16 protein-coding genes are annotated in these 26,933 nt (G+C 67.9%); 12 read left to right on the top strand and 4 right to left on the bottom strand.

The genetic code is table 11. The features are described from left to right. Positions 1–94 precede the first annotated feature (94 nt). Together AQJ54_RS09780 and AQJ54_RS09775 are read left to right on the top strand one after the other, a co-directional pair. On the top strand, positions 95–625 hold the full coding sequence (locus AQJ54_RS09780) for a GNAT family N-acetyltransferase (RefSeq protein WP_062236042.1): 531 nt from the start codon (positions 95–97) through the stop codon (positions 623–625). A gap of 136 nt (positions 626–761) precedes the next feature. Then, on the top strand, positions 762–1,733 hold the full coding sequence (locus AQJ54_RS09775; protein WP_062236039.1) for a transposase family protein: 972 nt from the start codon (positions 762–764) through the stop codon (positions 1,731–1,733). Between the two features lie 551 nt (positions 1,734–2,284). Here the strand turns inward: AQJ54_RS09775 and AQJ54_RS09770 are convergent. From AQJ54_RS09770 to AQJ54_RS09760, 3 genes are all read right to left on the bottom strand, one after another. Further along, complete coding sequence (locus AQJ54_RS09770; RefSeq protein WP_211278516.1) at positions 2,285–5,656, bottom strand: HelD family protein; 3,372 nt, start codon at positions 5,654–5,656, stop codon at positions 2,285–2,287. 98 nt (positions 5,657–5,754) lie between these two features. Continuing rightward, entirely contained in the window at positions 5,755–6,123 is a 369-nt protein-coding gene (locus tag AQJ54_RS09765; protein WP_062236033.1) for a hypothetical protein, read from the bottom strand. Beyond that, a complete protein-coding gene (locus AQJ54_RS09760) occupies positions 6,123–8,588 on the bottom strand; it encodes an AAA family ATPase (RefSeq protein WP_062236029.1) in 2,466 nt (821 codons plus the stop codon). Before AQJ54_RS09760 ends, AQJ54_RS09765 begins: the two co-directional genes overlap by 1 nt. Before the next feature lie 342 nt (positions 8,589–8,930). Between AQJ54_RS09760 and AQJ54_RS09755 the strand changes: the two genes are divergently transcribed. From AQJ54_RS09755 to AQJ54_RS09740, 5 genes are all read left to right on the top strand, one after another. Further along, complete coding sequence (locus tag AQJ54_RS09755; RefSeq protein WP_062236025.1) at positions 8,931–11,168, top strand: N-6 DNA methylase; 2,238 nt, start codon at positions 8,931–8,933, stop codon at positions 11,166–11,168. Between the two features lie 90 nt (positions 11,169–11,258). After that, positions 11,259–13,268, top strand: coding sequence for a type I restriction-modification system subunit M (locus AQJ54_RS09750; RefSeq protein ID WP_062236023.1), 2,010 nt, complete (start codon positions 11,259–11,261; stop codon positions 13,266–13,268). Continuing rightward, positions 13,265–14,560 carry a restriction endonuclease subunit S gene (locus tag AQJ54_RS43370; RefSeq protein WP_079069799.1) on the top strand — a complete coding sequence of 432 codons (1,296 nt, stop codon included), beginning with the start codon at positions 13,265–13,267 and terminating at the stop codon, positions 14,558–14,560. Before AQJ54_RS09750 ends, AQJ54_RS43370 begins: the two co-directional genes overlap by 4 nt. Before the next feature lie 2 nt (positions 14,561–14,562). Then, the gene (locus AQJ54_RS09745; protein WP_062236020.1) at positions 14,563–17,760 is read left to right on the top strand and encodes a type I restriction endonuclease subunit R; all 3,198 of its coding nucleotides are present in this window, start codon (positions 14,563–14,565) and stop codon (positions 17,758–17,760) included. Between the two features lie 131 nt (positions 17,761–17,891). Continuing rightward, complete coding sequence (locus AQJ54_RS09740; protein ID WP_062236018.1) at positions 17,892–19,148, top strand: hypothetical protein; 1,257 nt, start codon at positions 17,892–17,894, stop codon at positions 19,146–19,148. Positions 19,149–19,299: 151 nt separating this feature from the next. On the opposite strand, the gene AQJ54_RS09735 is transcribed toward AQJ54_RS09740, so the two are convergent. After that, complete coding sequence (locus tag AQJ54_RS09735; protein WP_005485930.1) at positions 19,300–19,572, bottom strand: GntR family transcriptional regulator; 273 nt, start codon at positions 19,570–19,572, stop codon at positions 19,300–19,302. Between the two features lie 155 nt (positions 19,573–19,727). Here AQJ54_RS09735 and AQJ54_RS46655 point away from each other — a divergent pair, with 155 nt between their 5' ends. The 5 genes from AQJ54_RS46655 to AQJ54_RS09710 all read left to right on the top strand — a co-directional run bounded on the left by AQJ54_RS46655 (position 19,728) and on the right by AQJ54_RS09710 (position 26,889). Next, entirely contained in the window at positions 19,728–20,042 is a 315-nt protein-coding gene (locus AQJ54_RS46655) for a hypothetical protein (protein ID WP_248845333.1), read from the top strand. After that, positions 20,039–20,302 carry a hypothetical protein gene (locus AQJ54_RS09725; protein ID WP_062236015.1) on the top strand — a complete coding sequence of 88 codons (264 nt, stop codon included), beginning with the start codon at positions 20,039–20,041 and terminating at the stop codon, positions 20,300–20,302. The genes AQJ54_RS46655 and AQJ54_RS09725 overlap by 4 nt, the downstream gene beginning before the upstream one ends. Positions 20,303–20,552: 250 nt before the next feature. Further along, complete coding sequence (locus AQJ54_RS09720) at positions 20,553–22,139, top strand: serine/threonine-protein kinase (protein WP_062236012.1); 1,587 nt, start codon at positions 20,553–20,555, stop codon at positions 22,137–22,139. 306 nt (positions 22,140–22,445) lie between these two features. Then, positions 22,446–23,012 (top strand): Uma2 family endonuclease, encoded by a 567-nt coding sequence (locus AQJ54_RS09715; protein ID WP_062025128.1) that lies wholly within the window; start codon positions 22,446–22,448, stop codon positions 23,010–23,012. A 412-nt stretch (positions 23,013–23,424) separates the two neighbouring features. Beyond that, complete coding sequence (locus AQJ54_RS09710) at positions 23,425–26,889, top strand: type ISP restriction/modification enzyme (RefSeq protein WP_062236009.1); 3,465 nt, start codon at positions 23,425–23,427, stop codon at positions 26,887–26,889. Positions 26,890–26,933: the final 44 nt, after the last annotated feature.

Raw genomic sequence — 26,933 nt, 5'->3', positions numbered from 1 at the left:
CGTCTCGGGGGCAGCTGATCTGGGGTGTCGATGGGCGGTGTTCGGTCGGGATATTCGCTGGTCGCCGCTTGTTGACGGTGGCCATACTGCCGCGATGGATCCAGTGACTCTTGAGACGGACCGTCTGGTGCTGCGGGCCTTCACACCTGCCGACGTGGATGCAGTGTACGAAGCCTGCCAGGACGAAGACATCCAGTTCTACACCCCGGTGCCGGTGCCGTACCGGCGTGCGGACGCGGAGAAGCTCGTCGGCGAGAAGCTGCCTGCTCAGTGGGCCGAGGACAGGGACTACACGCTCGGCGCGTTCCGCAAGGACACCGGCGCCCTGGTCGGCTCGTACTGCCTGACCCTCATCAGCCGTGGCGTCTGGGAGCTCGGTTACTGGGCGGTCAAGGAGCAGCGCGGACGCGGGTACTCGGCGGAGGCCGCTCGGTCCCTGTGCGACTGGGGCTGGGCCACGCTCGACGTGCACCGCATCGAGTGGTGGGCCATGGCCGGGAACACCGGCTCGCGTGCCGTCGCTGAGAAACTCGGCTTCACCGTCGAAGGGACACTGCGCAATCGCGGCATCGCCAACGATGGCAAGCCGCACGACTGGTGGGTGGGCGGACTGCTGAGGCCCTGATGCTCGGTGCTTCGTCGGCTGCGTTTGCTCTTCTGCAGGAAAGTTCCCAGCTCGGACAGTTCCCGCAGAAGAGCCACACCCATCGATCATCGACAGGCAGCCGTGACGTGGCGGTGGCCGCACGGGTTCTTCGAGTGTGACCAAGAAGTGGGCCCGTGCGGCCTTGACCCATCCTGCCTTCTGCGGCGTCTCGCGTGCGCATCTCGGCGATTTGATCGAAGAGTTGGCCGATCTGTGGCTCGTACGGTGCGAGTCGGAGCTTCGTGAGCGGCGCGGTGCCGAGCGGCAGCGGGAGGCCGGTGCCGGCCCGAAGCACAACCTGGTCTTCACCGACCGCCTGCTCGTCACCCTGGTCCACCTACGCACCGGGCTCCCGCACGCCGCGCTGTACGGCATCGCCCGCTCCACGATCTCCCGCGCCATCGGGGAGACCCGCCCGTTGCTGGCCATGCGTGGCTTCACAGTCCCCGACCACCACTCCGGCGCGCGGCTTCGGACCCTGGCGGACGTGTTCGCCTACGCAGAGGCCGCGGGGATCCGGTTGCGGATCGATGGCGCCGAGACCCAGGTTCGCCACCCGAAGGCAGGCAGGCCCGGACGGCGGGCCTTCATCTCTGGCAAGAAGAAGCAGAACACCATCAAGACCACCACCATCAGCGACGGCCAGGGCCGTCTGCTGTGGTCGGGTGCGGACCGCCCGGGCCGCATGCACGACCAGACCGCGATGCGCACCGAGGGTATCGCCGAGCAGTTCCGGCTCCGCCCGAAGGTGACGGCCGAGGTCGACGAGGGCTACCGGGGGCTGGCCAACGAGTTCCCTGACCAGATCAGCGCCCCTCCGAAGAAGCCGAAGGACGACGCGCCGCTCAGCGAGCAGTACGCCTGGCGGGAGATGCGCCGACGGCAGTCCTCGCAGCGGATCTGCGTCGAACACGCCAACGCCGAATTGCGGCAGTGGCGCCCGCTCCAGCGCTACACCGGCCCACGCGAGGACTATGCCGCGACCCACCATGGGATCGCTTCACTGGTTTCGGACCATTCGGCTCGCCGACCGACCCACTGCAAGCCGAGCACAGAGCTCGTGCTCGCCCGGCAGGCTGCCTGCTGATCAACCACCAGCCGACCCGCCAGGCCAGCACGCCCAAAACTCAATCGAGGACCAAGTCGTTATAGCAGACCAAATATCGTCCGGTCGTAGCCGGAATGCGGGGTGATCGGTCATCGGGCTCATGATGCGGAAATCGTCGATCCACCGTGACCATGTCCGCGTCCCAGAGGCAAACTCCAGCGCCACGTTCATGGGCTCCGCGCGTTCCCCGATCTCCTCTAAGGAGACACGGGGCCTCCGGGGCTGCAAACGGATGTCTTGGTGAGCGGCAACGCCACTGCAGCGTGCTCACCAGCACCCCAGCGCCAAGGAAGCTCGCTCCGACCTGGGACTTCTCCCCTAGGGAGGCCTCCGCTCGGCCTCGGACTCCTTGTCCGGGGCCGTTTGCGTGAGCGGACGGAGAGTCGATCCACGAATTCTCTCCAGCGGATAAGCATCCTCCTGCGCGGACTCCGGCCTGGTCTTCTACGGGCCATCGGGCTCTGGCTCCGCTCCAGGCACCCAGGAGCGCACGAGCAAGCACGGAAGAACCGCGCTTCCACCGAGAGGGGTTACGCCTCTCCAGAGCCCAGGGCGGTTTCCGCTTCGTGGCCGCCCCAACTGTCGGGGGTGCGCCACAGGACCTGAACCCCGAAGACACCGAACACGGTGTCGGCCGACCAGTCCTCAGCGGGCGGTTCGGAGAGCACCAGGTAGAGGCGGTCGGCAGGAGCGGGCAGGGTGTGGTTGATCTCCAGGAGGCGGGTGGCTCCCGCGCGGAGGTCAGCGTAGGTGGAGCGGCCAGCACCGAGAACCTCGTAGAGGAAGTGGCCGTCGTCTGCGATCCGGCTGACGTCGACGACCGGGGAGTCGGTCGGCTGCAGGTCCTCCCAGAGCAGGGCGGCCTTGAGAGCATGCCGCACCGCCTCGTGCTTTCTGCACGTGCGGTCGGCGGTCGCCGCACTCTCCAGCGAGTGCAGAAGCCCCTGCGCTGGCGCGAGCGTGGCTGGCAGGTCTTCGACGGAGGTCACAGGCTCGGATTCCTTCTGCTCGGAGTGCTGTTCAGCGGGGGCGGGTGCGTCGTTGGTTTCGGTTTCGCCCGTGGCGACCCGCTGCTGGAGGGCTTCCCGGGCTTCGTGCAGGGCCTGGGCCCAGCCGGCGCGTGCCAGGTCCGGCTGGAGGCGGCTCAGGTCCGGGTCGCCGTCCTTGAGCATGCGGTTGGCTTGCGCCGCGAGGTCGCGCAGGAGGCTGAGACGGTGCTTGTCCGGGGATCCGAGCACGCGACGCACGTCCACCCAGTCCGCCTGATCGCGGCGGAGGACGCGGTTGGCCATGCCCTTGAGCTCGGACAGACGATCACGAGCGTTCTCCGGAACGGTTCCGTCACCGTTGGTCAGTTCGTCGAGAACGCTGAGCGCCGCCAGGTAGCGTTCCGCCATTCTCGGCGATATGGGCTGGCGACCGCGCTGGTCCGCGGTGAGCAGGCAGTGGTTCGTCTCGTGGGCGAACACCCAGCAGTCCAGTTCGTCGCCGGGGCGCGGGGGCACCGAGCCGTGGCGGACGGTCAGGACCAGAGGGATGTCGATCCTGGGAGACAGGGCCTCGGCCTTGTACCGGCCGCCGGGTGCCCGGCCGGTCACGCGGACTCGGACGTCCGTACCGATCTCGGGGATTTCGCCGTCCGCGATGCCCGGTTCGCCTTCGGCGGGTGCTCGTTCGGTACCGCCGCCGTCGGTGCTCGTGAGTGCCTCCGGGAGCGGGGACGTGTGCAGGACGGTCAAGCTCTGGGTGCTGCGGGTGAGCGCGACGTACAGCTGGCGCAGTCCGGCCGGGCCGCGGTCTGCGATGGTGGCGGGTTCGACGACGAGCACATGGTCGTACTCCATGCCCTTGGCCTGGGCGGCAGCCAGCACGGACACCGCCTCGCGTCCCTGCTCGGTGATGCCCTCGGCCAGGACCAGCTGGCGGCTGATCTCGTCGAGCCAGCCGGAGTCGTCGGGGACGATGACCGCCACGGAGCGCAGGGTCTGTCCGTCGCTGGTGCCGATGAGGCGGATGGCTTCCGCCACGGTGTCGTCGAGGAGCTTCCACGGCTCCGTCGCGGCCGTCCGTACAGCGTCCTCTCCCGCCGCACGCACGGCCTGCGGGTACGGCAGCGCGGGGGCGACGGTACGGGCCAGCGGGGCGACGAACTCCATGATTTCGGCGGGCACGCGGTAGCTGGTGTTCAATTCGGCCACGCGCCAGTCGCCGTGGTCGGACAGGAGGGTGCCGAGGCGGTCCCAGTCGGCGTAGGCCTGGGGGCCGGTGGCCTGTGCGAGGTCGCCGAGGATGGTCATGGAGCCCTGCGCGGCGGAGCGCCGGCGCAGGGAGCGGGCCTGCATGGGTGTCAGGTCCTGCGCTTCGTCGACCACGATGTGCCCGTATCGCTGCGGGGTCTCCCCAGTGATGAGATACCGCAGTTCTTCGAGGCAGACCCGGTCGTCGAGCGTCCAAGGATCGGCGTCGGCCGTGTCGGCCCGAGGACGACGCACAGCTGCCTGCTCTGAGGCGTCGAGAATGCCCTCGGCGCAGGTACGCAGGAGGTCTTCGGAGTCGTAGAGGGTGCGGAGGGCTTCCCTGGCGCCGGGCGAAGGCCAGACACGTTCAATGAGGCGCTCGACCTGACGGTTGCGTTCCAGGTCGCGGCGGATCGTGTCGTCGCGGCTGCGGCGAGGGGCGACGGCGACGAGTTCCCGCAGCAGGCGGTCGACGAGCAGCCCGCGGAAGCGGTCGCGGCGCTCACGGTAGGAGCCGTCGCCTTGGCGCACGTTCTCAAGGAGGGCGATCACCTCGGAGCGCGGGATCCGCAGCGTCGTGCTACCGACGGTGACGGTGAACTCCGGCTTGGCCCCCTCGTAGGTGGGGGTGGTGGTGAACTCGTCGACGGCCTCGGGGCGGCACTCGATCTCGACGCGCCGCCGGAGGACGGCCGCCATGCCTTCATGGGACTTCACCATCCGCGCCGTGGGGGTGTCGGTGCCGAGGATCTCGCCGTCCCACAGGCGCGTCACCTGCACGGCGTTGACGTTCCGGGTGCCGAGCGTGGGCAGCACCTGGCTCACGTAGTCCAGGAACCGCTGATGGGGGCCGATGACGAGAATGTCCTGGGCTTTGAAGTGCTCGTTGTTGACGAGCCAGGTCACGCGGTGCAGGCCGACCGCCGACTTGCCGGTACCCGGGCCGCCCTGGATTACGAGGATGTCGGAAGGCGAGCCGGTGACCAGGGCCATCTGGTCGCGGCGGATAGTCTCGACGATGTCCCGCATGCTGCCGCGGCGAGAGCGCTGAAGCTCGCGCAGGAGGAAGTCGTCGGGCTGAAGCGGCTTCTGACGCTGGACGCGGGCGATGTCGGCGGGCGTTGGGACGGGCGAGCTCGGTGCTCCCTCCTTCTGCGTGACGGTGGCCGGCTCCGCGGGCTGGGGCTCCCGCTGAGCGCCGTCTACCGCCGGCCGTGGCTGCGGGGCGGGGGCGGTGGCAGTGATCTCGTCGAAGTAGTCCTTAACGTCACGCTGTACACAGCGCAGTCGCCGCCGCAGGAGCACCTCGCCCGGGGCATCAGGCAGTGCCTCGAACCACTTCTTGGCCAGCAGGCTGGTCCACAAGAGGACCACACGGTCGCTGGTCGCGGGGTCGCTGACGCCACGTCGTCCCACGTACCAGGGCCTGTGCTCGTCCTGTACATCGATGTGGCTGATTACCAGCGACTCGTTGCCGAGTCCGTCGTATGCCGCGGCCAGTTCCTCGGCCACGATGCGGTTGGCGACGCTGTCCTTGCCGCTGGCGGAGGCCATGGCGACTGACCCCGCGGTCATTTCGGCCAGCCGTGCGGCATAGCAGTCGTAGGCGCGGTCCACCGCCTTCTGCTCCATGGCGATGATCTCGTTGCGCGTGTTGGTGCCCATGTACATCCCCTCCCCTTGCAGCACCCCGGAGGACGCTGCGACGGGCATACGCCCGGCCCCGCCGAAATAACTATCAGAGACCTGCTGATAACAAACAGTCAGGTGGTCAAGGTCCCGACCAGCTCGCCGACCTCCGTCCGCCAGGCGCGAACCTGGTCGTGCGTGGGGCCGATCTCGTACTGGTGGTAATGGCATCCCAGGCAGAGGTGCGCCCAGACGGCGTTGGTGCGGCGAGCGGTCTCCGCTGCGGTGTAGCAGTGGAGGCACAGCATCTTGGCCCGCATCGTGGTGTCGGCGAGCCCTGGCACCGCGGCGTCGAGCACGCGGTCGATGGAGAGCTCCAGGGCGGTCCGCAGAGCGAGGGAGGCTCCACGGTGCCGGCCGGCGGCCGTGGCGGCCGTACGGGCGGCAAGCAGCTGATCCGCCGTCAGCAGGAGCTCCTCGACCGAGGTGGTGGGAGTGCTCATCACGCAGTCACCCCCGGCCTGCGCACCTTCTGCGCCATGATCTCGATGTCGTCCACGAAGCGGTGGGGGTCGGCGATCTGCGCTCCCGTGGCGTGGGCGCCGTTCTGGCACTCCTTGAGGAGGTCCACCGCACGCGGTCCGCAAAGGGTGCGCACTTCCCGATAGACGTCGCCGGTCCGGCCGGCATCGCCAAATAGGGCCAGTGCCGCAACCTTCATGAGCTTGTCGGCGCTGCCGACGGCGGCCTGCAGTTCGTCCTCGGGCGCGCCGGAGCGGTGATGCCGGATCCAGGCGGCTTCGAGGAAGACGTTCTCTAGGGCGATACGGCACAGGCTGGGCAGCACGTGGGTCCGTGCCGCCGACGGCAGGTCACTGGTACTGGCGATGGCCCTCGCGTCGTCGAGTGCCTGCCGTACCGGGTCGGTCACCGGCTTCACCTTCACCTTGGACGACTTGGCCCGCTCGACCTCGAACACCGTCACGGGCAGACCCTGGCTGGTGAACGCCCGCTGGAGCCGGGTGTCGTGGGTGAACACGACGACCTGCCGGTGCTCGCCGAGCTCGTGCAGGACCTGGGCGAGTCCGTTGACCTTGGCGGGGTCCATGGACTGCACGGGGTCGTCGATGACGATGAAGCCGAACGGGCTGTCGGCGGTGGCGGCCCGAGGCAGGAACAGAGACAGCGCGAGGGAGTGCTGCTCGCCCTGGCTCATGACGCTAAGAGCCGAGGCCTCATGGCCGTCGACGGTGACATCCATGACGAGCTTGCGGACGTTGGCCTTCTCGCTGCCCTTCAGGCTCACGGCCTTGAGATCGATGTTGCTCTCCTGTCGGAGCCGCTCCCAGATGCGCTGCGACTGGTCGGCAAAGCCTTCCATCCGCTGTTCCCGCAACTCGGCGGCCAGCGCCTTGATCCAGGTGCTCGCCTTCCTGATGTCCCGCAGCCGGGGCTTGTTCGCCTCCACGGCACGGGCCCTCTCCGCCCAGCCCGCCAGGCGGGTGACGAGGCCGCGCCAGCGTTCGTCCCGCTTCTCCAGTTCCCTGACGGCGTTCTCCTTGACCGCGGCGCAGGCATCGGCCAGGGTCGCGGCGGCCTTGTGGGCGTGCTGGGCGAGCTCGCCGGGATCACTGATCGTCCGGCAGGCGGTCCAGGCGCGCCACGGGTCAGCCAGGGCGGCGGGGATCTGTCGGGGCGTGTGGACGAGGTCCTGCACGGCCCGCGCGGCCGACCGGAGTTCGCTGCCCGCGCCCGCGGCTGCCTCCGCCTCCTGCCGCAGTGCGGCGATCTGGGCGATGGCGTCCGCGGCCCATGTCGTGTCCAGCATCCCGTCGGTCCCGCACACGGGGCAGGCGGCCGCGTCGGGGTGACGGTCGTGGTGCGCCACAGCCCGTTCGAGGAGTTCCGCACGCCGCAGGGCGTCCTCGGTGCCGGTGCCGCGCAGGTCCTCGGCATCGGCGAGAGCATTGCGCAGGTGGTCCAGGGCCGCGTGGACCTGCGCCATCTCGGGTCCCTGCACCTCTGCCTCGGCGCGCAGCCCGGCGAGCGCGCCATCGTCCGTGTCGGTGGGCAGACCGGCGACCAGGGCTTCGACGGTCGCGAAGTCGGGGGTTCCCGCCGTGTCGACGGCGACGAGTGCCTGGACCGCGCGCTCGTCGTCCTCCAACTCGTACAGCGCCTCCTTGAGGCCCGGCAGCTCCGCCTTCGCCGCCTTGTCCGCGTCTTCGAGCGCCTTGGCCTCCTGGCGGAGCCGGCCGTCGGCGGCGCTGAGCTGCCCCAGGCCGAGGATGGTGGCGATGGCGTCGTACATCTCGGAGGGCTTGCCACTGATCATGCGGTCGAGGTCGACGTACGACAGGAAGGGCCGGAAGTCCCGCAGGGCCTGCGTCCAGTCCGCCTGGTCGACGGGGACGCGGCCGTGCCCGGGTCGCTTGAGCTCGGCCTGGGAGGCGTCGAAGTCGTCCCCCTCCCAGGTGCGGGTAAGGGTGCTGCGGCCGGTGTCGCCCTCGATGGCGAGCTTGACCTCGATCTCCGGCCTGCCATCGGTGTCGTGGAGGTTGCGCCAGTTGCTGCTGCGCATCGCGTGCTGCCCCTGCCAGCGCATGTTCACGCCGGTGAAGGCTGTCTCGATGCCCTCGGCGATGCTGGACTTGCCGGAGCCGTTGCGACCCACGACCAGGTTCACGCCGGGTCTGGGGCTGAGCTTCAGCCAGGCGCGCGGTCCGATGCCACGGAACCGGGCGACGGCGACGGACTCGAGGTAGATCCGGCGGACAGGGGAGGTCCCCCGGGGCTCGCCGTCGCCCAAGGCCTCCTTCAGGAGCACCTTCACGGGCTCGGTGAGCGCCTCCTCCGCCAGGCGGGCCTCCACCAGACCGGCCACGGGCACGGGCTGGTCGGACGGGGCCGGACGGGCGGGGTCTGTGGGGTGGTGTGGGTTCTGCCGGGGCTGTTCCGTCACGGTCATGCGGGTTCCTCCCGTGTGTGCGGTGGGTGGCGACTGCGGTGCGGAATGGACGCGGAGTGGACACGGCCCCGAGGTATGGCGTTGCGACGAGAAGGGACCGGGAGAGATCGGATGCGTGGCGCGGTACGGCGCCAGGACGCTTCACGGTGAGGCTGCGGAGTCACCGTCATGCTTCCATCCGGAAGCGTGACCAGACAAGCATAGCCGTGAAAGCACTGTCAAACAGATTGACGAGCTTGACGGCTGTTGTAACCTGTTAACTGTCCCTGTCCGCCTGGCCCGAGAGGTGCTGAACTCCACGCCATGCCCCAGCCACCAGCCCGACCGGCGCCCTCCGCACACGTGACAGCCGCCGAGATCTCCCGCATCGCAGGCGTCACACGCGCCACCGTCAGCAACTGGCGCCGCCGCCACGACGATTTCCCCGCGCCCAGCGCAGGCACGGAGGCCAGTCCGCTCTACGACCTGTCGGCCGTCCAGGCATGGCTGCGGGGACGCGGGCACACCGCCACCGCCTCGCCGACCGAGGAACTGCGTACGGCGCTACGGCTGCTGGGACCCGGCTCGGGTGTGGCCGCGCGGCTGTTCCCCCTGGTGGCTGCCACGTCCCGCCGCACGCAGGAGGAGCTGGCCGAACTCGCCGCCTTGCCCGACGACCAGCTGATCGCCCGAGCGGAGAAGGCCGCGGGCGGGCTCCCGGCCACCGTGCCCGAGGCTGAGCCGGTCCACTACGGCCCGGACGACGCGGGCGCGGTCCGCGCGCTGCTGGGCTGCGTCCGTGAGGCGGGGGCCCAGGCCGCCCTCGACGTCCTCGCCGAACGCGAACTGGACGAGGGCGCCGCCAGCGGCGTCTACCAGACCCCGGAGGATCTGGCCCGGCTCATGGCACAGCTCCTGCCCGCCGCCGTGTCCCGCGTCCTCGACCCCGCCTGCGGCAGTGGAACGCTCCTCGCCGCAGCCGCACGGCAGGGCGCGCGGGAGCTGTTCGGGCAGGACTCACTCCCCGTCCAGGGTCAACGCACCGCGGTCCGGCTACTGATCGCCGCACCCGAGGCCGAGACAACGATCCGCGTCGGAGACAGCCTGCGCGCCGACGCCTTCCCCGACGTGACCGTGGACGCCGTCCTGTGCAACCCGCCGTTCGCCGACCGCGACTGGGGGCACGACGAGCTGGCGTACGACCCGAGGTGGGCCTACGGGGTCCCGCCGCGCTTCGAGTCCGAACTGGCGTGGGTGCAGCACGCGCTCGCCCACCTGGAGCCTGGCGGCCACGCGGTCATGCTGCTGCCGCCCGCGCTGGCCTTCCGCTCCTCCGGCCGCCGAGTCCGCGCGGAACTCATCCGCGGCGGGGCCCTGCGCGCCGTCGTCTCTCTTCCTGCGCGTGCCGCGTATCCGCTCCACATCGGCCTGCAGATCTGGATGTTGCAACGCCCCGAGCCGGGCGGCGCAGACCGTACGACGGTGCTGTTCGTCGACGGGGAGGGCGAGCAGCGGGACGGCGCCACGGGCACACCGTCCGCCATCGGTACGGCGACGGCGGGTGCCGGCTCCCGCGGCGGCTCGCGCTCCCGCCGGTCCGGCCCTTCCTCCTCCGCAGCCTCCGCCACCACCTCTTCGGCCTCCGCCGCCACCTTCGACTGGGCGGGGCTGTCGGAGCGGGTCCTCGGCCAGTGGGCCGCGTTCACCACCGCCCCCGACACATACGCCGATGAGCCCGGTGTCGCCCGTGCGGTGCCGGTCGTCGACCTCCTCGACGATGTCGTCGACGTCACGCCGGCCCGCCACGTCCGGGCGACCGCGGCCGACATCGACCCGGCGGCCCTAGCGCGGCGCGTCCACGACCTGCACGACCAACTGGCCGAGCAGGTCGCCGCCCTGGCATCCGCCTCCGCGTCCGGCGGCTGGCAGCCGTCCGGAGCCTCGGCCCGCGAGTGGCGTACGGCGACGGTCTCCGACCTGGCGCGCGGCGGCGCCCTGACCGTGCTACGGGCGGCGCCGCCCGGCACCCGCGGCTCCAAGGGCTCCGCCGCCCCCGCCGTGGACCGGCCGGTCCTCACCGCCCAGGACGTCTCCACGGGAAACCCCCCGTCCGGTAGGGCCGTGGACCTCCACGCCGACGCCGCGCAGCCCGTCGCCACCGGGGACGTCCTGGTACGCGCCGTCGCGGGCAGCGGCAGCGAGCCCGTGATGACCCGGGTCGCGGACGACCGGGACGCCGGAGCCCTGCTCGGACAGCACGTCCACCTCCTGCGCCCCGACCCGGCCCGCCTCGACCCGTGGTTCCTGGCCGGGTTCCTCGGTGCCGACGACAACATCGCCTCCGCGTCCACCGGCTCCACCCTCGTGCACGTCACACCGGGCCGCCTGCGCGTACCGCTGCTGCCGCTGGAGAAACAGCGGCGCTACGGGGAGGCGTTCCGCCGCGTGTACGAGTTGCGCGCGACCGTCCGCCGAACGGCCGACCTCGCCGCCGACACCGCGGCCAGCCTGACCACCGGCCTCACCGCCGGCGTACTCCTGCCACCGGGCCCCCCGGGCAGCCCGGATACGTCGGGCGCCCCGGACAGCCGTTCTGTCTGAAACGCCCCACGCGTCCCACGGCGTACGACCACACTGGATCCCTGCCGTCCCCCACCCGGACGGCGCTCTTCGGAAGGAAGCCGGGACCTCTTGAACAGCAGCAAGCACACGGAGTTGGCGAACCACGCCTGGTCCGTCGCCGATCTCCTGCGCGGCGACTACAAGCAGTCCGACTACGGCAAGGTCATCCTGCCGTTCACCGTGCTGCGCCGCCTGGAGTGCGTCCTGGAGCCGACGCGCGACAAGGTCGTCGAGACCGTCGCCAGGTTCGCGGGCCAGGACATCGACGCCGGCCACTTCCTGCGCAAAGCCTCGGGCCACTCCTTCTACAACAAGAGCGACCTCACGCTGCGGAAGATCGCGGCCGACCCGCAGAACGCGGCGAAGAACCTGCAGATCTACGTCGGCGCCTTCTCCGACAACGCCCGCGAGGTCCTCGACAAGTACGAGTTCAACCAGCAGGTCAGGAAGCTCGACGGCGCGAACCTGCTCTACCAGGTCATCGGCAGGTTCACCGACCTCGACCTGCATCCCGATGTCGTGCCCAACCACAACATGGGCTACATCTTCGAGGAGTTGATCCGCCGCTTCGCCGAGCAGTCGAACGAGACCGCGGGTGAGCACTTCACCCCGCGCGAGGTCATCAAGCTGATGGTCAACCTGCTGGTCGCCCCCGACGCGGACGCCCTCACCGTGCCGGGTGTCGTCCGCACGGTCATGGACCCCGCCTGCGGCACGGGAGGCATGCTCAGCGCCGCCGACGACCGCATCAAGGCCCTCAACCCGGACGCGACGGTCGAGGTGTACGGGCAGGAGCTCAACCCCGAGTCCTGGGCGATCTGCCGGTCCGACCTCATGATCAAGGGCCAGGACCCGGAGAACATCCGCTTCGGCAACTCCTTCTCCGACGACGGCCACGCCCGCCGCAAGTTCGACTACATCCTCGCCAATCCGCCGTTCGGCGTGGAGTGGAAGAAGGTCAAGGAGGAGGTCGAGTACGAGCACAAGTCGCTCGGCGACGCCGGCCGCTTCGGCGCGGGCCTGCCGCGCATCAACGACGGCTCGCTGCTCTTCCTCCAGCACATGATCTCGAAGATGAAGCCGGTGGACGTGAACGGCGGGGGCGGCTCCCGCATCGCCATCGTCTTCAACGGCTCCCCCCTCTTCACGGGCGCGGCCGAGTCCGGCGAGTCGAACATCCGCCGCTGGATCCTGGAGAACGACTGGCTGGAGGCGATCGTCGCCCTCCCTGACCAGCTCTTCTACAACACGGGCATCTCCACGTACTTCTGGATCCTGACGAACCGTAAGGACAAGGACCACAAGGGCAAGGTCGTCCTGCTCGACGCGCGCGACCAGTGGGTGAAGATGCGCAAGTCGCTCGGCGACAAGCGCAAGGAGCTGGGCGACGGGACGAACGGCCGCCCGGACCACATCGGTGACATCACCCGGCTGTACGCGGAGGCGCTGCAGGTCGCGGGTGACACGGAGCACCCGCTGCACTGCAAGGTCAAGGTCTTCGCCAACGAGGACTTCGGCTACCAGCGCATCACGGTGGAGCGGCCGTTGAAGCTCCGCTTCGAGGTGACGGAGGAGACGCTGGCGGCGCTGGAGGAGGCCAAGCCGGTGGCGAAGCTGGAGCGGAGTGAGGAGTTCGTGGCGGCGGTGCGTACGCTGCTTGGCTCGTCCTGGACGACGAAGTCCGTCGCTTTCATCGCGCTCAAGGACGCGGTGGTCGCGGCCGGCCTGACGTGGCCCACGGGGGCGCCGTTCGCGAAGGCGGTACGGGAGGCGATCGGCGTCCGTGACCCGGAGGGCGAGGTCCAGAGGGTCAAGGGTGCGGCGGAGCCGGACACGGACCTGCGCGACTTCGAGAACGTTCCGCTGGGCGAGGACGTCGAGGAGTACCTCAAGCGGGAGGTGCTGCCGCACGTGCCGGACGCGTGGATCGACCACACGAAGACGAAGATCGGCTACGAGATCCCGTTCACGCGGCAGTTCTACGTGTACAAGCCGCCGAGGCCGCTGGCGGAGATCGACGCGGAGTTGAAGTCGCTGGAGGCGGAGATTCAGGCTCTACTCGGAGAAGTGGCCCGTTGAACACCTCAGTCTTCGACACGCGTACTCTCAGGCTCCCCGACACCTACGAATTGGTGCGCCTCGGCTATGTCGCCCGCCTGCAGAACGGGCTGACCGTCGACGCGAAACGAGACGTTACAGGCGACGTCGTCACACGACCCTACTTGCGTGTCGCCAACGTCCAAGCGGGAAGCCTCAGCCTCGAATCGGTCACGGAGATCACCGTGCCACGAAGCGTGGCGCGTCGCAGCACACTTCGCCCCGGCGACGTCCTGATGACCGAAGGGGGGGACTTGGACAAGCTGGGCCGTGGGACGGTCTGGCAGGGCGAACTTGAAGGGTGCCTGCACCAGAACCACGTTTTCGCAATTCGCCCCCTTCCACAGCGCCTCAACGGCCGGTTTCTCGCCTACTTGACCCAGTCACATTACGGACGCCACTACTTCGAGAGCACAGGCACGAGAACCACGAACCTGGCTTCCACCAATAGCAACAAGATCCAGAGCTTTCCTCTGCCACTCCCACCTCTGGGAGAGCAGCGCCGCATCACCGACTTCCTCGACGCAGAGACCTCGCGACTGGACGACATGGCCAAAACTCAGGTTCTCCTGATTGAACGCCTGAAAGAGCGCGCAGGAGTGGTCATTGAGTTGACGCTGTCCAATGCCTCTTCTAGAAGTGTGCGCCTGAAGCGCATGTTGACCGCACCAATGTCGTACGGCGCAAATGAGTCAACTGAACATGATCGGCGCGACTGGCCTCGATATATTCGGACGACGGACATTGCTAACGACGGTACGCTACGCGACGAGACGTTCGCTTCGCTGCCGCTCGATGCTGCTCGCAACTACATGTTGAGTGACGGAGATCTGCTCTTCGTGCGCAGTGGGGCTACTGTAGGGAAGAGCTTCGTCTACGAGTCACAGTATGGCCCGGCTGCACATGCAGGCTATTTGATCAGGGCGCGCGTAAACAGAAATCTCACCCTGCCTCGCCTAATTTGGTATTTCTGCCAAACCGCCGCGTACTGGCAACAAGTTAACGAAGGCGCCATCCAGGCTACAATTCAGAACGTCAATGCAGAGAAGTACGGGAATCTACTCGTCCCTCTCGTTGACAGGGAGAGGCAGGATTCGACGCTGGCGATCCTAGACTCACAGCTGGCGAAGTCGCGAAATCTGCAGCATCGAGCAGAGCAGTTGCTGGAACTACTTGCCGAACGCCGCCAAGCTCTGATCACCGCCGCTGTAACCGGGCAGTTCGACGTCTCCACTGCCAGCGGGCGCAACGTAACGGACGGAGTCACCGCGTAGCCATGAGCCCCATCCACACGGAGTCCGCCTTCGGTGACGCCATCGTTGCCGCCATGGTCGAGCGCGGCTGGCGCGAGGCGCGGCCGCAGGACTACCGGGCCGATCTCGGTCTGGACACCAACGAGTTGTTCACCTTCATCGGGGCGACCCAGCCCGACGAGTGGAGCGAGCTGCTCACCCTCTACGGCGGTGACCCGAACGAGGCTCAGCGCGGGTTCGCCGGGCGCCTCGACCAGGCCATCGCCACCAACGGCCCCCTCGACGTCCTCCGTAACGGCGTCAAGGACCGAGGCGTCCTGCTCCGCGTCGCCTACTTCAAGCCGAACCTCGTCGCCCACGACTCCGTGCTCGACGGGTACCGGGCCAACCGCCTCACCGTCGTCCGCGAATTCGAATACGCGACGAAGCAGGCCGACTGGGGCAACCGGCTCGACCTCGCCCTCTTGCTCAACGGAATCCCCGTCGCCACGGCCGAGTTGAAGAACCCGCTCACCAAGCAGGGGGTGGAGCAGGCCAAGGAGCAGTACCGCACGGACCGCGACCCCACCGAGCTGATCTTCACGCGTCGCGTCGTCGCGAACTTCGCCGTCGACCCGGACCTGGTCTTCGTCGCCACCCAGCTCAAGGGCAAGAACACCCGCTTCCTCCCGTTCAACACCGGCTCCAATGGCCCCGGTCAGCCGGGCGGCGCGGGCAACCCGGCTCCGACTGCCTACGGCACATACGCGACCTCCTACCTCTGGGAGCAGGTCTGGCAGCCGGACAACTGGCTGGACCTGCTCCAGCGGTTCGTGCACCTACACAAAAGCAAGACGCCCGGCGGCGGCACCACCAAAGCGATGATCTTCCCCAGGTTCCACCAGTGGGACGTGGTCAAGAAGCTCACCATGCACGCCGCCACCCACAGTGCAGGACACGACTACCTGGTCATGGCCTCGGCCGGCTCGGGCAAGTCGAACACCATCGGCTGGCTCGCGCACCGCCTCAGCGACCTGCACACCCCCATCGATCCGCGCGAACTCGACCCCGAGGCCGTCGCCAAGGGTCTCAAGCCGGGCGTGCCGGTCTTCGACAAGGTCATCGTCATCACCGACCGCCGCAACCTGGACGCCCAACTCCGGGAAACGATCGGCAGTTTCGAGCAGACCGCAGGCCTCGTCGTGAAGATCGACGAGAAGCACGGGGCGAAGGGCGAGCAGCTCGCCAAGGCCCTCTCCCGCGACACCGGGAAGATCGTCACGGTCACCCTGCACTCCTTCCCGGCGCTGCTCGACTACCTCCAGCGCAACCCCACCGAGATTCAGGGCAGCCACTTCGCGATCATCGTGGACGAGGCGCACTCCTCGCAGTCCGGCGACGCCGCCACCGCCGTACGGTCCGCCCTGCGCGACCTCGGCCTGGACTCCGACTCGGACGACGCGGGCGCGACCACGGTCAAGGCCGAAGGCGCCACCCTCGACGAACAGCTCAAGAAGCGGGCCGAGCAGCGTTCCCGCGCCGCGAACCTCTCCTACTTCGCGTTCACCGCCACGCCGAAGGCCAAGACCCTCGAACTCTTCGGCACGCTCCAGGACATCGACGGCAAGGCGACCTACCGGCCCTTCCACACGTACTCCATGCGCCAGGCGATCGAGGAGGGCTTCATCCTCGACCCGCTGCGCAACTACGTCACGTACAACACGTACTGGAAGCTGGTGAACCAAAACCCCGAAGAGCGGGAGGTCGACCCGTCGAAGGCGAACAGCCTGCTCGCCCGGTACGCGCTGACCCATGACTCGACGGTCGCCCAGCACGCCCAGGTGATCGTGGAGCACTTCGTGGCGCACAGCCGGGGCCGTCTCGGCGGGCGGGCCAAGTCGATGGTGGTGACGGCCTCGCGGCAGTCCGCCGTACAGATGGCACGCGCCATCAAGAGCTACATCAAGGACCGGGACTACGACACCAAGTACCCCGACCTGGGTGTCCTCGTAGCCTTCTCCGGATCGCTCACCATCGACGGCGAGGAGACCACCGAGCCTAAGGAGAACGGCGGGCTGTCGGAGAGCGCGCTGCCGAAGGCGTTCGCGTACACGCGCGCCGACGACAAGGCCGCCCGAGCTGGCGGTCCGGGCCAGCGCGAGTACAAGATCCTGGTCGTGGCGGAGAAGTACCAGACCGGCTTCGACCAGCCGCTCCTCACGACGATGTACGTCAACAAGACGCTGACCGGCATCTCCGCCGTCCAGACCCTGTCCCGGCTCAACCGCACCGCCGAGCGCAAGACCCAGGCCGACCTGGCGGTCCTCGACTTCGTCAACGACGCCGAGGACATACAGGAGTCCTTCCGCCCGTACTTCGAGGAGGCGAACACCCTCCCCTCCGACCCCAACCTGCTCTACACCGCGCAGAGCCGGGTCATGCAGGCGGCAATCCTGTCCGGGCAGGAGATGGACGAGTTCGCCGCCGCGTACTTCGCCGCCAAGGAGAAGGCGGCAGGCTCACAGTCCAAGTGGGAGAAGCTGCACGCCGAGCTCTACCGGCTGCTCTCCCCCGCCGTCGCCCGCTTCACCGCTCTGCTCGAGAGCGAGGACGAGGACGACCAAGAGACGGCGGAAGGCTTCCGCGCCGACCTCAACGACTACGTCAGGAAGTACGGCTTCCTCGCGCAGATCGTCCCCTACCGGGACGCCGAGCTGGAACGGCTGCACCTCTACGGCCGTTACCTCCTCAATCGGCTGCCGCGCCGCGCGGACGGCGGGGTGGACATAGGCGAGGTCGACCTCAGCCATCTACGGGTGGAGAAGACCGGCGAGTACGACGTCTCCCTGACCCCTGAGGGGCCGGCGACTATGCCGGGCTTCGGCGACGGGTCGGGCGGCGCGAAGGAAGCGGAGAAGTCGCTGCTCTCCGAGTTGATCGAGAAGTTCAACGAACGGTTCGGCACCGAGTTCACCGAGCAGGACGTCATCCGCCCGTTCGAGGAGGCCAAGGCCGACCCGAAGGTGCGGGCGGCTGCCGTCGTCAACGACGAGGAGAACTTCGGCCTCGTCTTCGACAACGTCTTCGCGGACAAGATGGCCGACCACATCGACACCATCGCGGGCATGGGCCGCCAGTACTTCGGCCCGGACAACAGCTTCAAGTCCAGCCTGGACCGCAGCGCCCGCAAGGCGGCCTGGCGGATGATCCGCCGCGAGGAGGGGCTGGACGACGACGTCTGATGCGTACGCCCTGGCCGGACATGCCGGCCGGGGCGTCCTTCGGAGGAAGACACCGGCCTCTGACTGACCCGGCGATCGCCGTGCGCACCCCACTACTTCTCAACTGCGAAAAGTCACTTCAGGAGCGGGCGATGGACAATGAGATCGAGCTGATCTGTGACGGTGATGGGCTGGCGGTCATCGGGAATGCGACAGATGTCGAACGCTTCCTGGCGTCGGAGGGGCTGTCGTCGAAGGACCTCGGACTGCAACGGCTCAAGTCGGCCTTGGGCACCGGGGCCGCAGCAGCGCAGGCGGGTTCAGAGATCGCCGCCAACTCCGGTCGCTGGGTGAAACTGACCCAGGAGTCCGCGCAGCGCGTCAAGAAGTTCGGGCTGATGGAAAGCAAGACGCCGGGCGTCAGCCACGTGATGCTGGGCAAACCTGGATCGATCAGGTCATGGCTCCAGATCGAGAAGGGGGCCGGCTCCTTTCTGACCAACCCGGCGCGGTTGGCCGGTGCCGCCGGGGTCATGGCGCAGCTCGCGATGCAGCAGACCATGGACGAGATCACCGACTATCTCGCCACGATCGACGAGAAGGTCGACGACGTGCTCCGCGCCCAGAAAGACGGTGTGGTGGCCCGCATGATCGGAGTGGACCTCGTGATCGAGGAGACCATGACCATCCGAGAGCAGGTGGGCCGGGTCTCCGAGGTCACGTGGTCGAAGGTGCAGGCCGCACCAGCAACGATCGCAGACACCCAGGCGTACGCGTTGCGTCAGCTCGACGCACTCGCGGAGAAGGTGGAGCGCAAGAGCAAGTCCAAGATCGGCGATCTCGCGACTGCGGCCGCTGAAGCAGAGGCCCAGGCTCAGGAGTGGCTCGCTGTTCTGGCCCGTTGTTTCCAACTGCAGGACGCGATCGCCGTACTCGAACTCGACCGAGTGCTGGACGCGGCTCCGGAGGAGCTGGACCGGCATCGCCTCGGGCTTCGGGCTGCCCGACAGAACCGGCTGGTTCTCATTGCGCGGAGCACCGAGCGTCTGGTGGCCCGGATGAATGCGGCTGCTGACACAGCCAACGCGAAGGTGCTTCTGCACCCGACCAAGTCCCCGGCTGTGGTCCACGCGAGCAACCATGTCGCGGCCGGCATCTCTGACTTCCATGGGCGGCTCGGGATTGAGACCGGCCGCCAGTCATCGGATGCGAAGCGATGGATAGATGCGGCCGCGGAGGCGAGAGACAAGGCGCTCGTGACCGGAGCGAAGGGCGTGAATGCCGCCAAGAATCTCGGCAACGAGACCCTGGATCGGGCCAGCTCGGTAAAGGGCAAGATCTCCAGCGGGATCACCGAGCTGGCGCGCCGTCGGAGCGGGGACGATGAGACACGCGACAGGGAAGGCTGAGGTGGGGCGCCGTCCTTCTGCCACGTGCGCAGCCCGACTACTCCCTCAAGTCTCTGCCGCTCGCGCAAGATGTGGGTGCCCAGCTGCCTGTACGACTGGACACCCATGGGCGTTACAAACGTACGGCTCAGCTGGGTGGCTGCGGCTCGGGCTAGGCCGGGGTCTCAGGGGAGGGCGGCAGGGGGTCGGTGACAAACCACCCCCGCTGGGGCACGGCGTACACCCAGCCTTCGTCGGCCAGCAGGCCGAGCCCTCGCCGCACGGTTGTACGCGCGATCCCGTAACGCTGCACAAGCTGAGCCTCACTCGGCAGCATCCGCCCGGGCTGCCAGTCACCGCGCTGAATCTGCCCACGCAGGATCTCGGCCAGTTGCCGGTACGGGGTCAGCGGCGCGCCATGGTCGATCTCAGCATCAGGGTTCATGGACTTGACGCTAGGCAAGCCGACTGATGCACGCTCTTTGAGATACGTCTCGCGACGAATCGATACAAGGCGATACCATGACCCAAAGAAACGCCCCGGCTGGAAGGGTGAGAGCTTCCATGCCGGGGCTGAGCCGACTGATTGGGAGTCGACCTATGCGCAGCCTACTGGCCGCGATTCTGGCCCTGTTCCTGCCCGCCCGGGGTACCCATCGCGCCGCAGCGCCGCCGCCACTGCCCCCCATCTCCTGCCCGCCCGCCCCGGAACCCCCGCTCGTGATCACGTGTCCGCACCCGGCGGACGTCATCACCGCCGACGGCATGCCACTGGTCCGCCCGTACGTCGTCGAATGGGAGCGCGAGCGGGACGAACATGACCGGCGCCGCCTTCAGCGCGAGCGGCGCAGGGCGGCGGTCCTGGCGACGCTGGGGCAGGACTACGTTCCGGTTCCGTGGGAGGCCGCCGCATGAGCACGAGTACGCCGCGTCTGCGCAGTCTCGGCCTCGACCCGGCCACCGGCAAGGAGGCCCTGGCGGTCACGCACCCCGGCGGCCGTCTTGAGGAGTTGGCCGACGCGCACGCGCTGAAGGCCGCCGCTGTCCTGGTGACGGTCGTCGGCGCCGTACTGGAGGTGGGGAAGGCGTCGGACGCCGAACTCGCCGCCTTCGTAACGCCGTTGTACGCCGCGCTCGAAGAATGCGTCGGCATCATGGCGGCGGACAGGGAGTGACGACGTAGAGGCAATTCGGCCGCAGGGCCGGTCGTGCCGTGGGTGCCCGGGGTTCCTCCTGGGCACCCACCATCCACCGACCGCAGCACGGGACTGTTCTTGCGGCCGGAGGCCGGCCGCCGCACCCTCCTGCCCTTCGCCCACCGCCGGCCCATACACATATCGCACCGCGGACGCTGGACGACATCCTGACGCAGCGGTCACACTTGACCCCTGACCGTGACTGTTCATCACGCACACCGGGGGCAAGGTGCCGCAGGAGGCGATCTCCGACCGTTACGAACTCCTGGAGGAGCTCAGCCACGGCGGCATGGGCGACGTGTGGCGCGGCTACGACGCCGTCCTCGACCGGCCCGTCGCCGTGAAGCTCATCCGGCAGGCGGCGGTCACCTCCCCGCAGCTGGCCGAGGAGTTCGCCAAGCGCTTCCGTCGCGAGGCCCGTATCACCGCGCGTATCCAACACCCCGGCGTGCCGCAGGTGTACGACGCGGTGCTCGACGCGTCGTACGAGCGGCTGTTCCTCGTGATGGAGCTGGTCGACGGCGTACCGCTGTCCGCCTACCTCGACCCCGACCGGCCACTGCCGGTCAGCTGGGCAGCCGCCGTCGCCGCGCAGGTCACGACCGTGCTGTCGTACGCGCACGACGTGCCGGTGATCCACCGCGATCTCAAGCCGGGCAATATCCTCGTCGCCCGCGACGGCACAGTGAAGGTCCTCGACTTCGGTATCGCGGCGATGCTGCGGACCGACGTCACCAAGCTGACCGCCACCGGTAGCCCCATCGGCACTCACCAGTACATGTCGCCCGAGCAGGTCCGCGGCGGACGCATCACCCCGCAGACCGACCTGTACGCGCTCGGCTGTGTGCTGCACGAACTCCTCAGTGGGCGGCTCGTGTTCGAGGCGGAGAGCGAGTACCTGCTGATGTACCAGCACGTCAACGCCGGCCCCACCCCGCTGCGAAAGCTGCGGCCCGACGTCCCCGAGGCGCTGGAGGAGCTGGTCCTGCACCTGCTGCGCAAGGCGCCCGAGGCGCGGCCCGCCGACACGCAGGAGGTGTACGCGCGGCTCCTGCCGTTCCTCCCGCCGACGGGCCAGGAGCCCGGCACGGCGGACGCCGGGCCGGCCGGCGCGCCCGACCCGACAGGCGTGTTCCGTCACCCCTTCGCGCCCCGCGCCCGCGCCCAGGCCCCGGCGCCCGGCGGTCCGGCGCCGACGGCCGTCCTCCCGGGGGCTCCGCCGGTACCCGTCCCCGCCCGGCTGCGCGACGACATCAAGGAGGCGTACGCGCATTCCGACGCTCTGCTGGAGGAGGAGCGGTTCGCGCAGGCAGCCGAGGTGCTCGGCGAGGTCATCGAACCCGCCGCCCTCGCCCTCGGCTCCGAGAGCAAGCAGGTTCTGGCGCTGCGCCGCCAGCGGGCGGCAATCCACCTCCTCGGTGGCGACTACCGGGCCGCCCTGCCCGAGTTCGACGCCCTCGCCGACGCATACGCCCGCATCGCCGGGCCCACCGGCGAGCAGGCCCGCGCCTGCCGCGCCCAGGCGGCCCGGTGCCGCGCCGAGCTCGGCCAGGTCACCGACGCGCTGGCCGCGCTCCAGGGTGTGCTGAACGTCGTGCGGGCCGTCGACAGCGACGTGAGCGAGGAAGCCGTGGAGCTGCGGCACAACATCGGGATGCTGCTGCTCGCGCAGGGCCGGACCGCCGAGGCGCGGCAGGTTCTCGAACCGCTCCACCAGGACATGTGCATGGTGTTCGGCCCGGAGGACGAGATGACCGTCGAGATCGCCGAGGCGCTCGCCGTGATCCGCCTCGACCTCGACGGTTCGGCTTCCTGACCCGCTTCCTCCAGAAGCAGCATCGCCAAAACCATGCTGCTCTGCGGCCGAGGGTTTCGCGACGGTCACGTCGCCGGGTGGTTCAGCGCTCACCGGTGTGGCTGCCAGGTCACTGGTGCCGCCAGCCGTGTTCCGATCGTCTGGCGGCGAGTCCACCGCGCCGGTTTCCCACTTGTCGTGGGCTTACTGGTCGGATGTCGGCCGACGGGAGGGAGCGTGCGCGAGATCAGCCTGCCGGAAGGACGGCAGACAGTACGCTGAATCCAGCGGGATCGGGCCCGCAGCACAGTGTCCGGGAGGTGCTTCATGACGGCTGAGATGGTGGCCCCGGCATGGATGCATGAGCAGATCACGGCGGAGGAGTACGACTCCTGGTCCGAGGAGCAGTGCGCCGGTATCGAGGTCGTGGACGGGATGGTCGTCGTGAGTCCGAGCGCGTCCAAACGGCACAACCGGCTCGCGCGGATTCTGGCGAACGCCCTGGATGCCGCCGCAGGCCCGGAGTGGAACGCGGACACGGACTTCGATGTCCGGCTTCAGGACGTCCCGCTCACCAATCGCCGCCCGGACGTCGTCGTGTACCGCGCAGACACGATCGACATCACCCCCACTCGCCCTGAGCACGTGCTGCTGGTCGCGGAGGTGGTGTCGCCGGGCTCGGAGACCACCGACCGGATCGTAAAGGTCGACCAGTACGCCAAGGCAGGCATTGCCTTCTACTGGCGGATCGAGCAGGCCGTGACAGGCGTTCCTCTCGTGTACACGTATGTTCTCGACCCCGCGACGAAGACCTACCGGGACGGAGACGTCTTCACCGGCGTCCTCAAGGTCGCGGCCCCCTTCCCGGTGGAGGTCGACCTCGGCCAGGTCTGACCACGCACTGCTTGGCAGTCGGCGACGCGTGAGCGATGAGTGAGCGGACTGCCCGACACAGGGCGGCATGAGCCGGATCAAGCGGCTCGCCGCGCGGTTCTGACCAGGGAAAACAGCGCCGTACGGCAGCGCCAGGCAGCCCTCAGCAGGGATTCGAACCCCCTCCTAAAGCGGGTGTCGCGGGTTCGAATCCTGCCGCGACACAGACAAATAGCTGTTAAGCGGCCCTTCCATCCAAGATCACGGAAGAGCCTCGCCCTTTCCATAACCCGTGCACTGCGCGGAGGATGCGGCGTTGTCGCAGGCCCGCCCTTGGCTATCGCAGCCTTGAGACCCTCTCGACGTTCGGTGATGTTGCGCTTACCGTGTGTTGAGTTGGATACCGGGGAGTGTGCTGGCCTCTGGGGGCGGGATGCAGCGCAGGGACGGGTTTCGGCGGATCATCAGCGAGTTCGGCGCAGCCTGCAAGCAGGCGTTACTCCATGGGCAGAAGGAAGCCGCCATCCGTCGCGCCGTGGAGACGCTTCTCGTCGATGCGGCGAACGTGTTAGGGCTACAGGCCGTCCTGCATGCCGAGGTAGCGATCGCCGCGCACCGTATCCGCCCCGACCTGGCTGTGCGGATCGGGAAGTTATCTCGCAACATCGTCGGCTACGTCGAGCTGAAGAGCCCGGACAAAAGCGTGATCCATCCTGGCGGGCTGAACCAACGTGATCGACGGCAATGGGAGGGCATGGCGAAGCTCCCCAACTTGATCTACACCAACGGCCAGACCTGGATCATGTATCGCTCAGGGCGGCAACACGGCGACACCATTCACCTCGAAGGCGATCTGCGTACTGCCGGCTCCCACCTGCGGCTACCGGCAGCCAGCGAAGCCGCCTTCGAATCGATGCTGACAGCGTTCTTCAGTTGGCAGCCGCATCCACTGACATCGATGCGGGAAGTTGTCGCTCAGGTAGCCCCTCTGTGCACACTCCTACGCGATGCTGTCCACGACCGGCTCGACGCCGAGGCCGGCCTCCCGCGCCACCGCCGTCCCTTCACTGACCTGGCATCCACTCTCGAAGTCGATCTCTTTCCCACCACCGATGACCGAGACAAACGCGCAGCCTTCGCCGACCGCTACGCCCAATCCGTCACCTTCGCGCTCCTGCTCGCCAGCTCGGACACTGGCGATGGCCATGACAGCTCACTGACCAAGATGAGCCTGCATGAAGTCGGCCGCCGACTGGGAGCGGAGCATTCCGTCATGGGGCGCGCTCTGCAGATCCTCACCGACCAGGTCGAGGGAGAATTTCGCGACAGCCTCGACATGCTCGTTCGCATCATCGACGCCATCGACTGGCGGAGCGCCCTGGCCAGCGAACCCGGTTTCCACATCCACCTTTACGAACACTTCCTGCAGGAGTATGACCCCGGTCTCCGTAAGGACTCCGGCACCTATTACACCCCAGCGCCGCTGATGGAGGAGATGATCCGCCTTGTCGACGAAGTATTGATCACCACGCTGGGATGCCCAGACGGTTTCGCCGACCCCGGTGTGTCCATCATCGACCCGGCCATGGGTACCGGCACCTTCCTCACTGGCATCATCGACCTCGTCGCCCGCAAGCAGTCCGAGGGCGGCAACGATGGCTTCCGCGCCGAATCCGTCCAAGAACTCGCAGGCCGACTAATCGGCTTCGAAAAGCAGATGGGCGCTTTCGCCGTTGCACAGATGCGCGTCGGGCAGATGCTGCGCTCTCTCAACGCCCGGGTCCGGCTGCACGACATGCGCCTCCATCTGGCCGACACCCTTGCCGATCCCTGGCGGCCGAGTGAACTCTTCACCCGCTACGGCGCCCTGTGGGGTCCCTTGCGCGACGACGCTGAAGCTGCCAGCTTCATCCAGCGCGAAGGCCGCATCACTGTCGTCATCGGCAACCCTCCCCACCGCGAACAGGCCGAAGGCCAGGGGGGATGGATCGAGAATGGCTCACCAGACCGAGGCACTCCACCGCTGGATGACTTCCGGCTGCATGGTGCGGCAGGAGTGTACGAGAACAAACTGAAAAGCCTGTGCACCTACTTCTGGCGTTGGGCCACGCACAAGGTGTTCGACCAGTACGACGACCACCGTCATGGTGTTGTCTGCTTCGTCAGTACCGGCGGGTTCATCCGCAGCGCTGGCTTTCAGGGAATGCGCTCGTACCTGCGCCGCACTTGCACCGAAGGCTGGGTCATCGACCTCACTCCTGAAACGAAGAGGCCCCCGCTCAACAGCCGCTTTTTCCCCAGCGTCCAGCAGGAACTAGCCATAGCCATTTTTGTCCGCAAGCAAGGCGAGCGGCTCAATCAGCTGGCCCCTATCCACTACACGGCTGTCCATGGCACTCGTCGAGACAAAGAAGAGCAACTGCACGACTTGCACATCAACAGTTCCGACTGGCGCACTTCCCGGCCCGTCGAGCACGCCCCCTTCACACCCGCCTCGCACAGCGGCTGGGATGCGTTTCCCGCTCTCACTGACCTCATGCCTTGGCGGAAGCCGGGCATAAAGCCCAACCGGAACTGGGTCTTCAGCCCATCCAAAACCACCTTGCGCCGACGCTGGGACCGCCTCGTCCAGGAACGTGACCTCGCCACACGAAGGGCACTGTTCAAAGAAACCCACGACCGCACCCTGGACAAGGAAGCCCTCCAGATACCCGGTCACCCCCACCCGCCGACCCTTCTCCGCGACGAGCACAACCCCTGTCCTGTTCCGATACGCGTCGCCCGCAGAGCCCTGGACCGCCAATGGCTCATACCCGACGGACGCGTCATCGACCGTTCCCGCCCGGAGTTGTGGCAAGCCGCCATTGATGGCCAGGTCTTCATCGTCGAACAGCACTCGCAACGCCTGCAGACCGGCCCAGCGCTGCTCTTCACCGCTCTCATCCCTGACATGCACTACTTCAACGGCAACGGCGGTCGTGTGCTGCCGTTCCTGCACGCAGACCGCACCCCAAATATCGCGCCCGGGCTGTTACATCACCTCGCCAACTCCTACGGTCTCCAAGAGGTCATCCCAGTAGAACTGCTGGCCTACATCGCCGCCGTCACCGCCCATCCCGGCTTCACTGAGCGCTATGCAGACGACCTCAACTCACTCGGCGTACGCATACCTTTGACCGCCGCCAGTGGCCTGTGGAGGGATGCGGTCAACTTGGGACACCACATTCTGTGGGCCTCCACCTTCGGAACTCGAAGTATCAGCCCAGGTGACGGCCGCCCCGCAGGCACATCGAACTGGTGGCGAGACCTGCATCCCGAGATCAGATACGCCCGACAAGTCGCGCCTGATGGGCTCCCCTCCACGATCACCTACGACTCCGAAAACGAGCATCTGATCATCGAGGGGGGCGTCTTCACTGGCGTCACGCCGCGCATGCGCAACTACACCACCGGCGGGCGTAACGTACTCGACAGCTGGCTCGCGTATCGCAGCACCCGCAGTACTGGCAAGGTGACCAGCGATCTCGATCGCGAACGCCCAGAGCACTGGGAGCACGAGTGGAGTCGGGAACTCGTCGAGATCCTCGCCGTACTCAGTCACCTGACTGCCCTGGAACCGCGACAGGCAGAGTTACTCGACCGCATAGTGACCGCCCCACTGATCGATGTGGCTGAGCTAAATCGACGCCACGTACTCCCCGTACCCGAGCGCGCCAAGAACGCTCGCACAGGCCCCGACCACGCACTTCTGCCCGGCCTTGAAGCAGTCGATGGTCAACCTCCTGGACCTGTCGAGCCTCTAACGCCGCCAAGCGACTCCGCGGGTGACGCGGCACCCGGCCGACACTCCCCTGTGCGACCCAGCTCCCATGCCCAACGGCACCGCGGTCGGGCCTGATCTGCGCAGAGGGCGACTGCACCTCACTCAGCGAAACGACTGCC

This window comes from Streptomyces griseorubiginosus, from assembly GCF_001514195.1.
Lineage (GTDB): Bacteria > Actinomycetota > Actinomycetes > Streptomycetales > Streptomycetaceae > Streptomyces > Streptomyces griseorubiginosus.
This window is presented reverse-complemented; position numbering and strand designations above follow the sequence as displayed.

What these genes read in the sequence shown, in the direction of transcription:
- AQJ54_RS09780 (WP_062236042.1), top strand. Translation starts at nt 95, where the DNA reads ATGGATCCAGTGACTCTTGAGACGGACCGTCTGGTGCTGCGGGCCTTC.
- AQJ54_RS09770 (WP_211278516.1), bottom strand. Translation starts at nt 5,656, where the DNA reads ATGGGCACCAACACGCGCAACGAGATCATCGCCATGGAGCAGAAGGCG.
- AQJ54_RS09765 (WP_062236033.1), bottom strand. Translation starts at nt 6,123, where the DNA reads ATGAGCACTCCCACCACCTCGGTCGAGGAGCTCCTGCTGACGGCGGAT.
- AQJ54_RS09760 (WP_062236029.1), bottom strand. Translation starts at nt 8,588, where the DNA reads ATGACCGTGACGGAACAGCCCCGGCAGAACCCACACCACCCCACAGAC.
- AQJ54_RS09745 (WP_062236020.1), top strand. Translation starts at nt 14,563, where the DNA reads ATGAGCCCCATCCACACGGAGTCCGCCTTCGGTGACGCCATCGTTGCC.
- AQJ54_RS09740 (WP_062236018.1), top strand. Translation starts at nt 17,892, where the DNA reads ATGGACAATGAGATCGAGCTGATCTGTGACGGTGATGGGCTGGCGGTC.
- AQJ54_RS09735 (WP_005485930.1), bottom strand. Translation starts at nt 19,572, where the DNA reads ATGAACCCTGATGCTGAGATCGACCATGGCGCGCCGCTGACCCCGTAC.
- AQJ54_RS46655 (WP_248845333.1), top strand. Translation starts at nt 19,728, where the DNA reads ATGCGCAGCCTACTGGCCGCGATTCTGGCCCTGTTCCTGCCCGCCCGG.
- AQJ54_RS09725 (WP_062236015.1), top strand. Translation starts at nt 20,039, where the DNA reads ATGAGCACGAGTACGCCGCGTCTGCGCAGTCTCGGCCTCGACCCGGCC.
- AQJ54_RS09715 (WP_062025128.1), top strand. Translation starts at nt 22,446, where the DNA reads ATGACGGCTGAGATGGTGGCCCCGGCATGGATGCATGAGCAGATCACG.
- AQJ54_RS09710 (WP_062236009.1), top strand. Translation starts at nt 23,425, where the DNA reads ATGCAGCGCAGGGACGGGTTTCGGCGGATCATCAGCGAGTTCGGCGCA.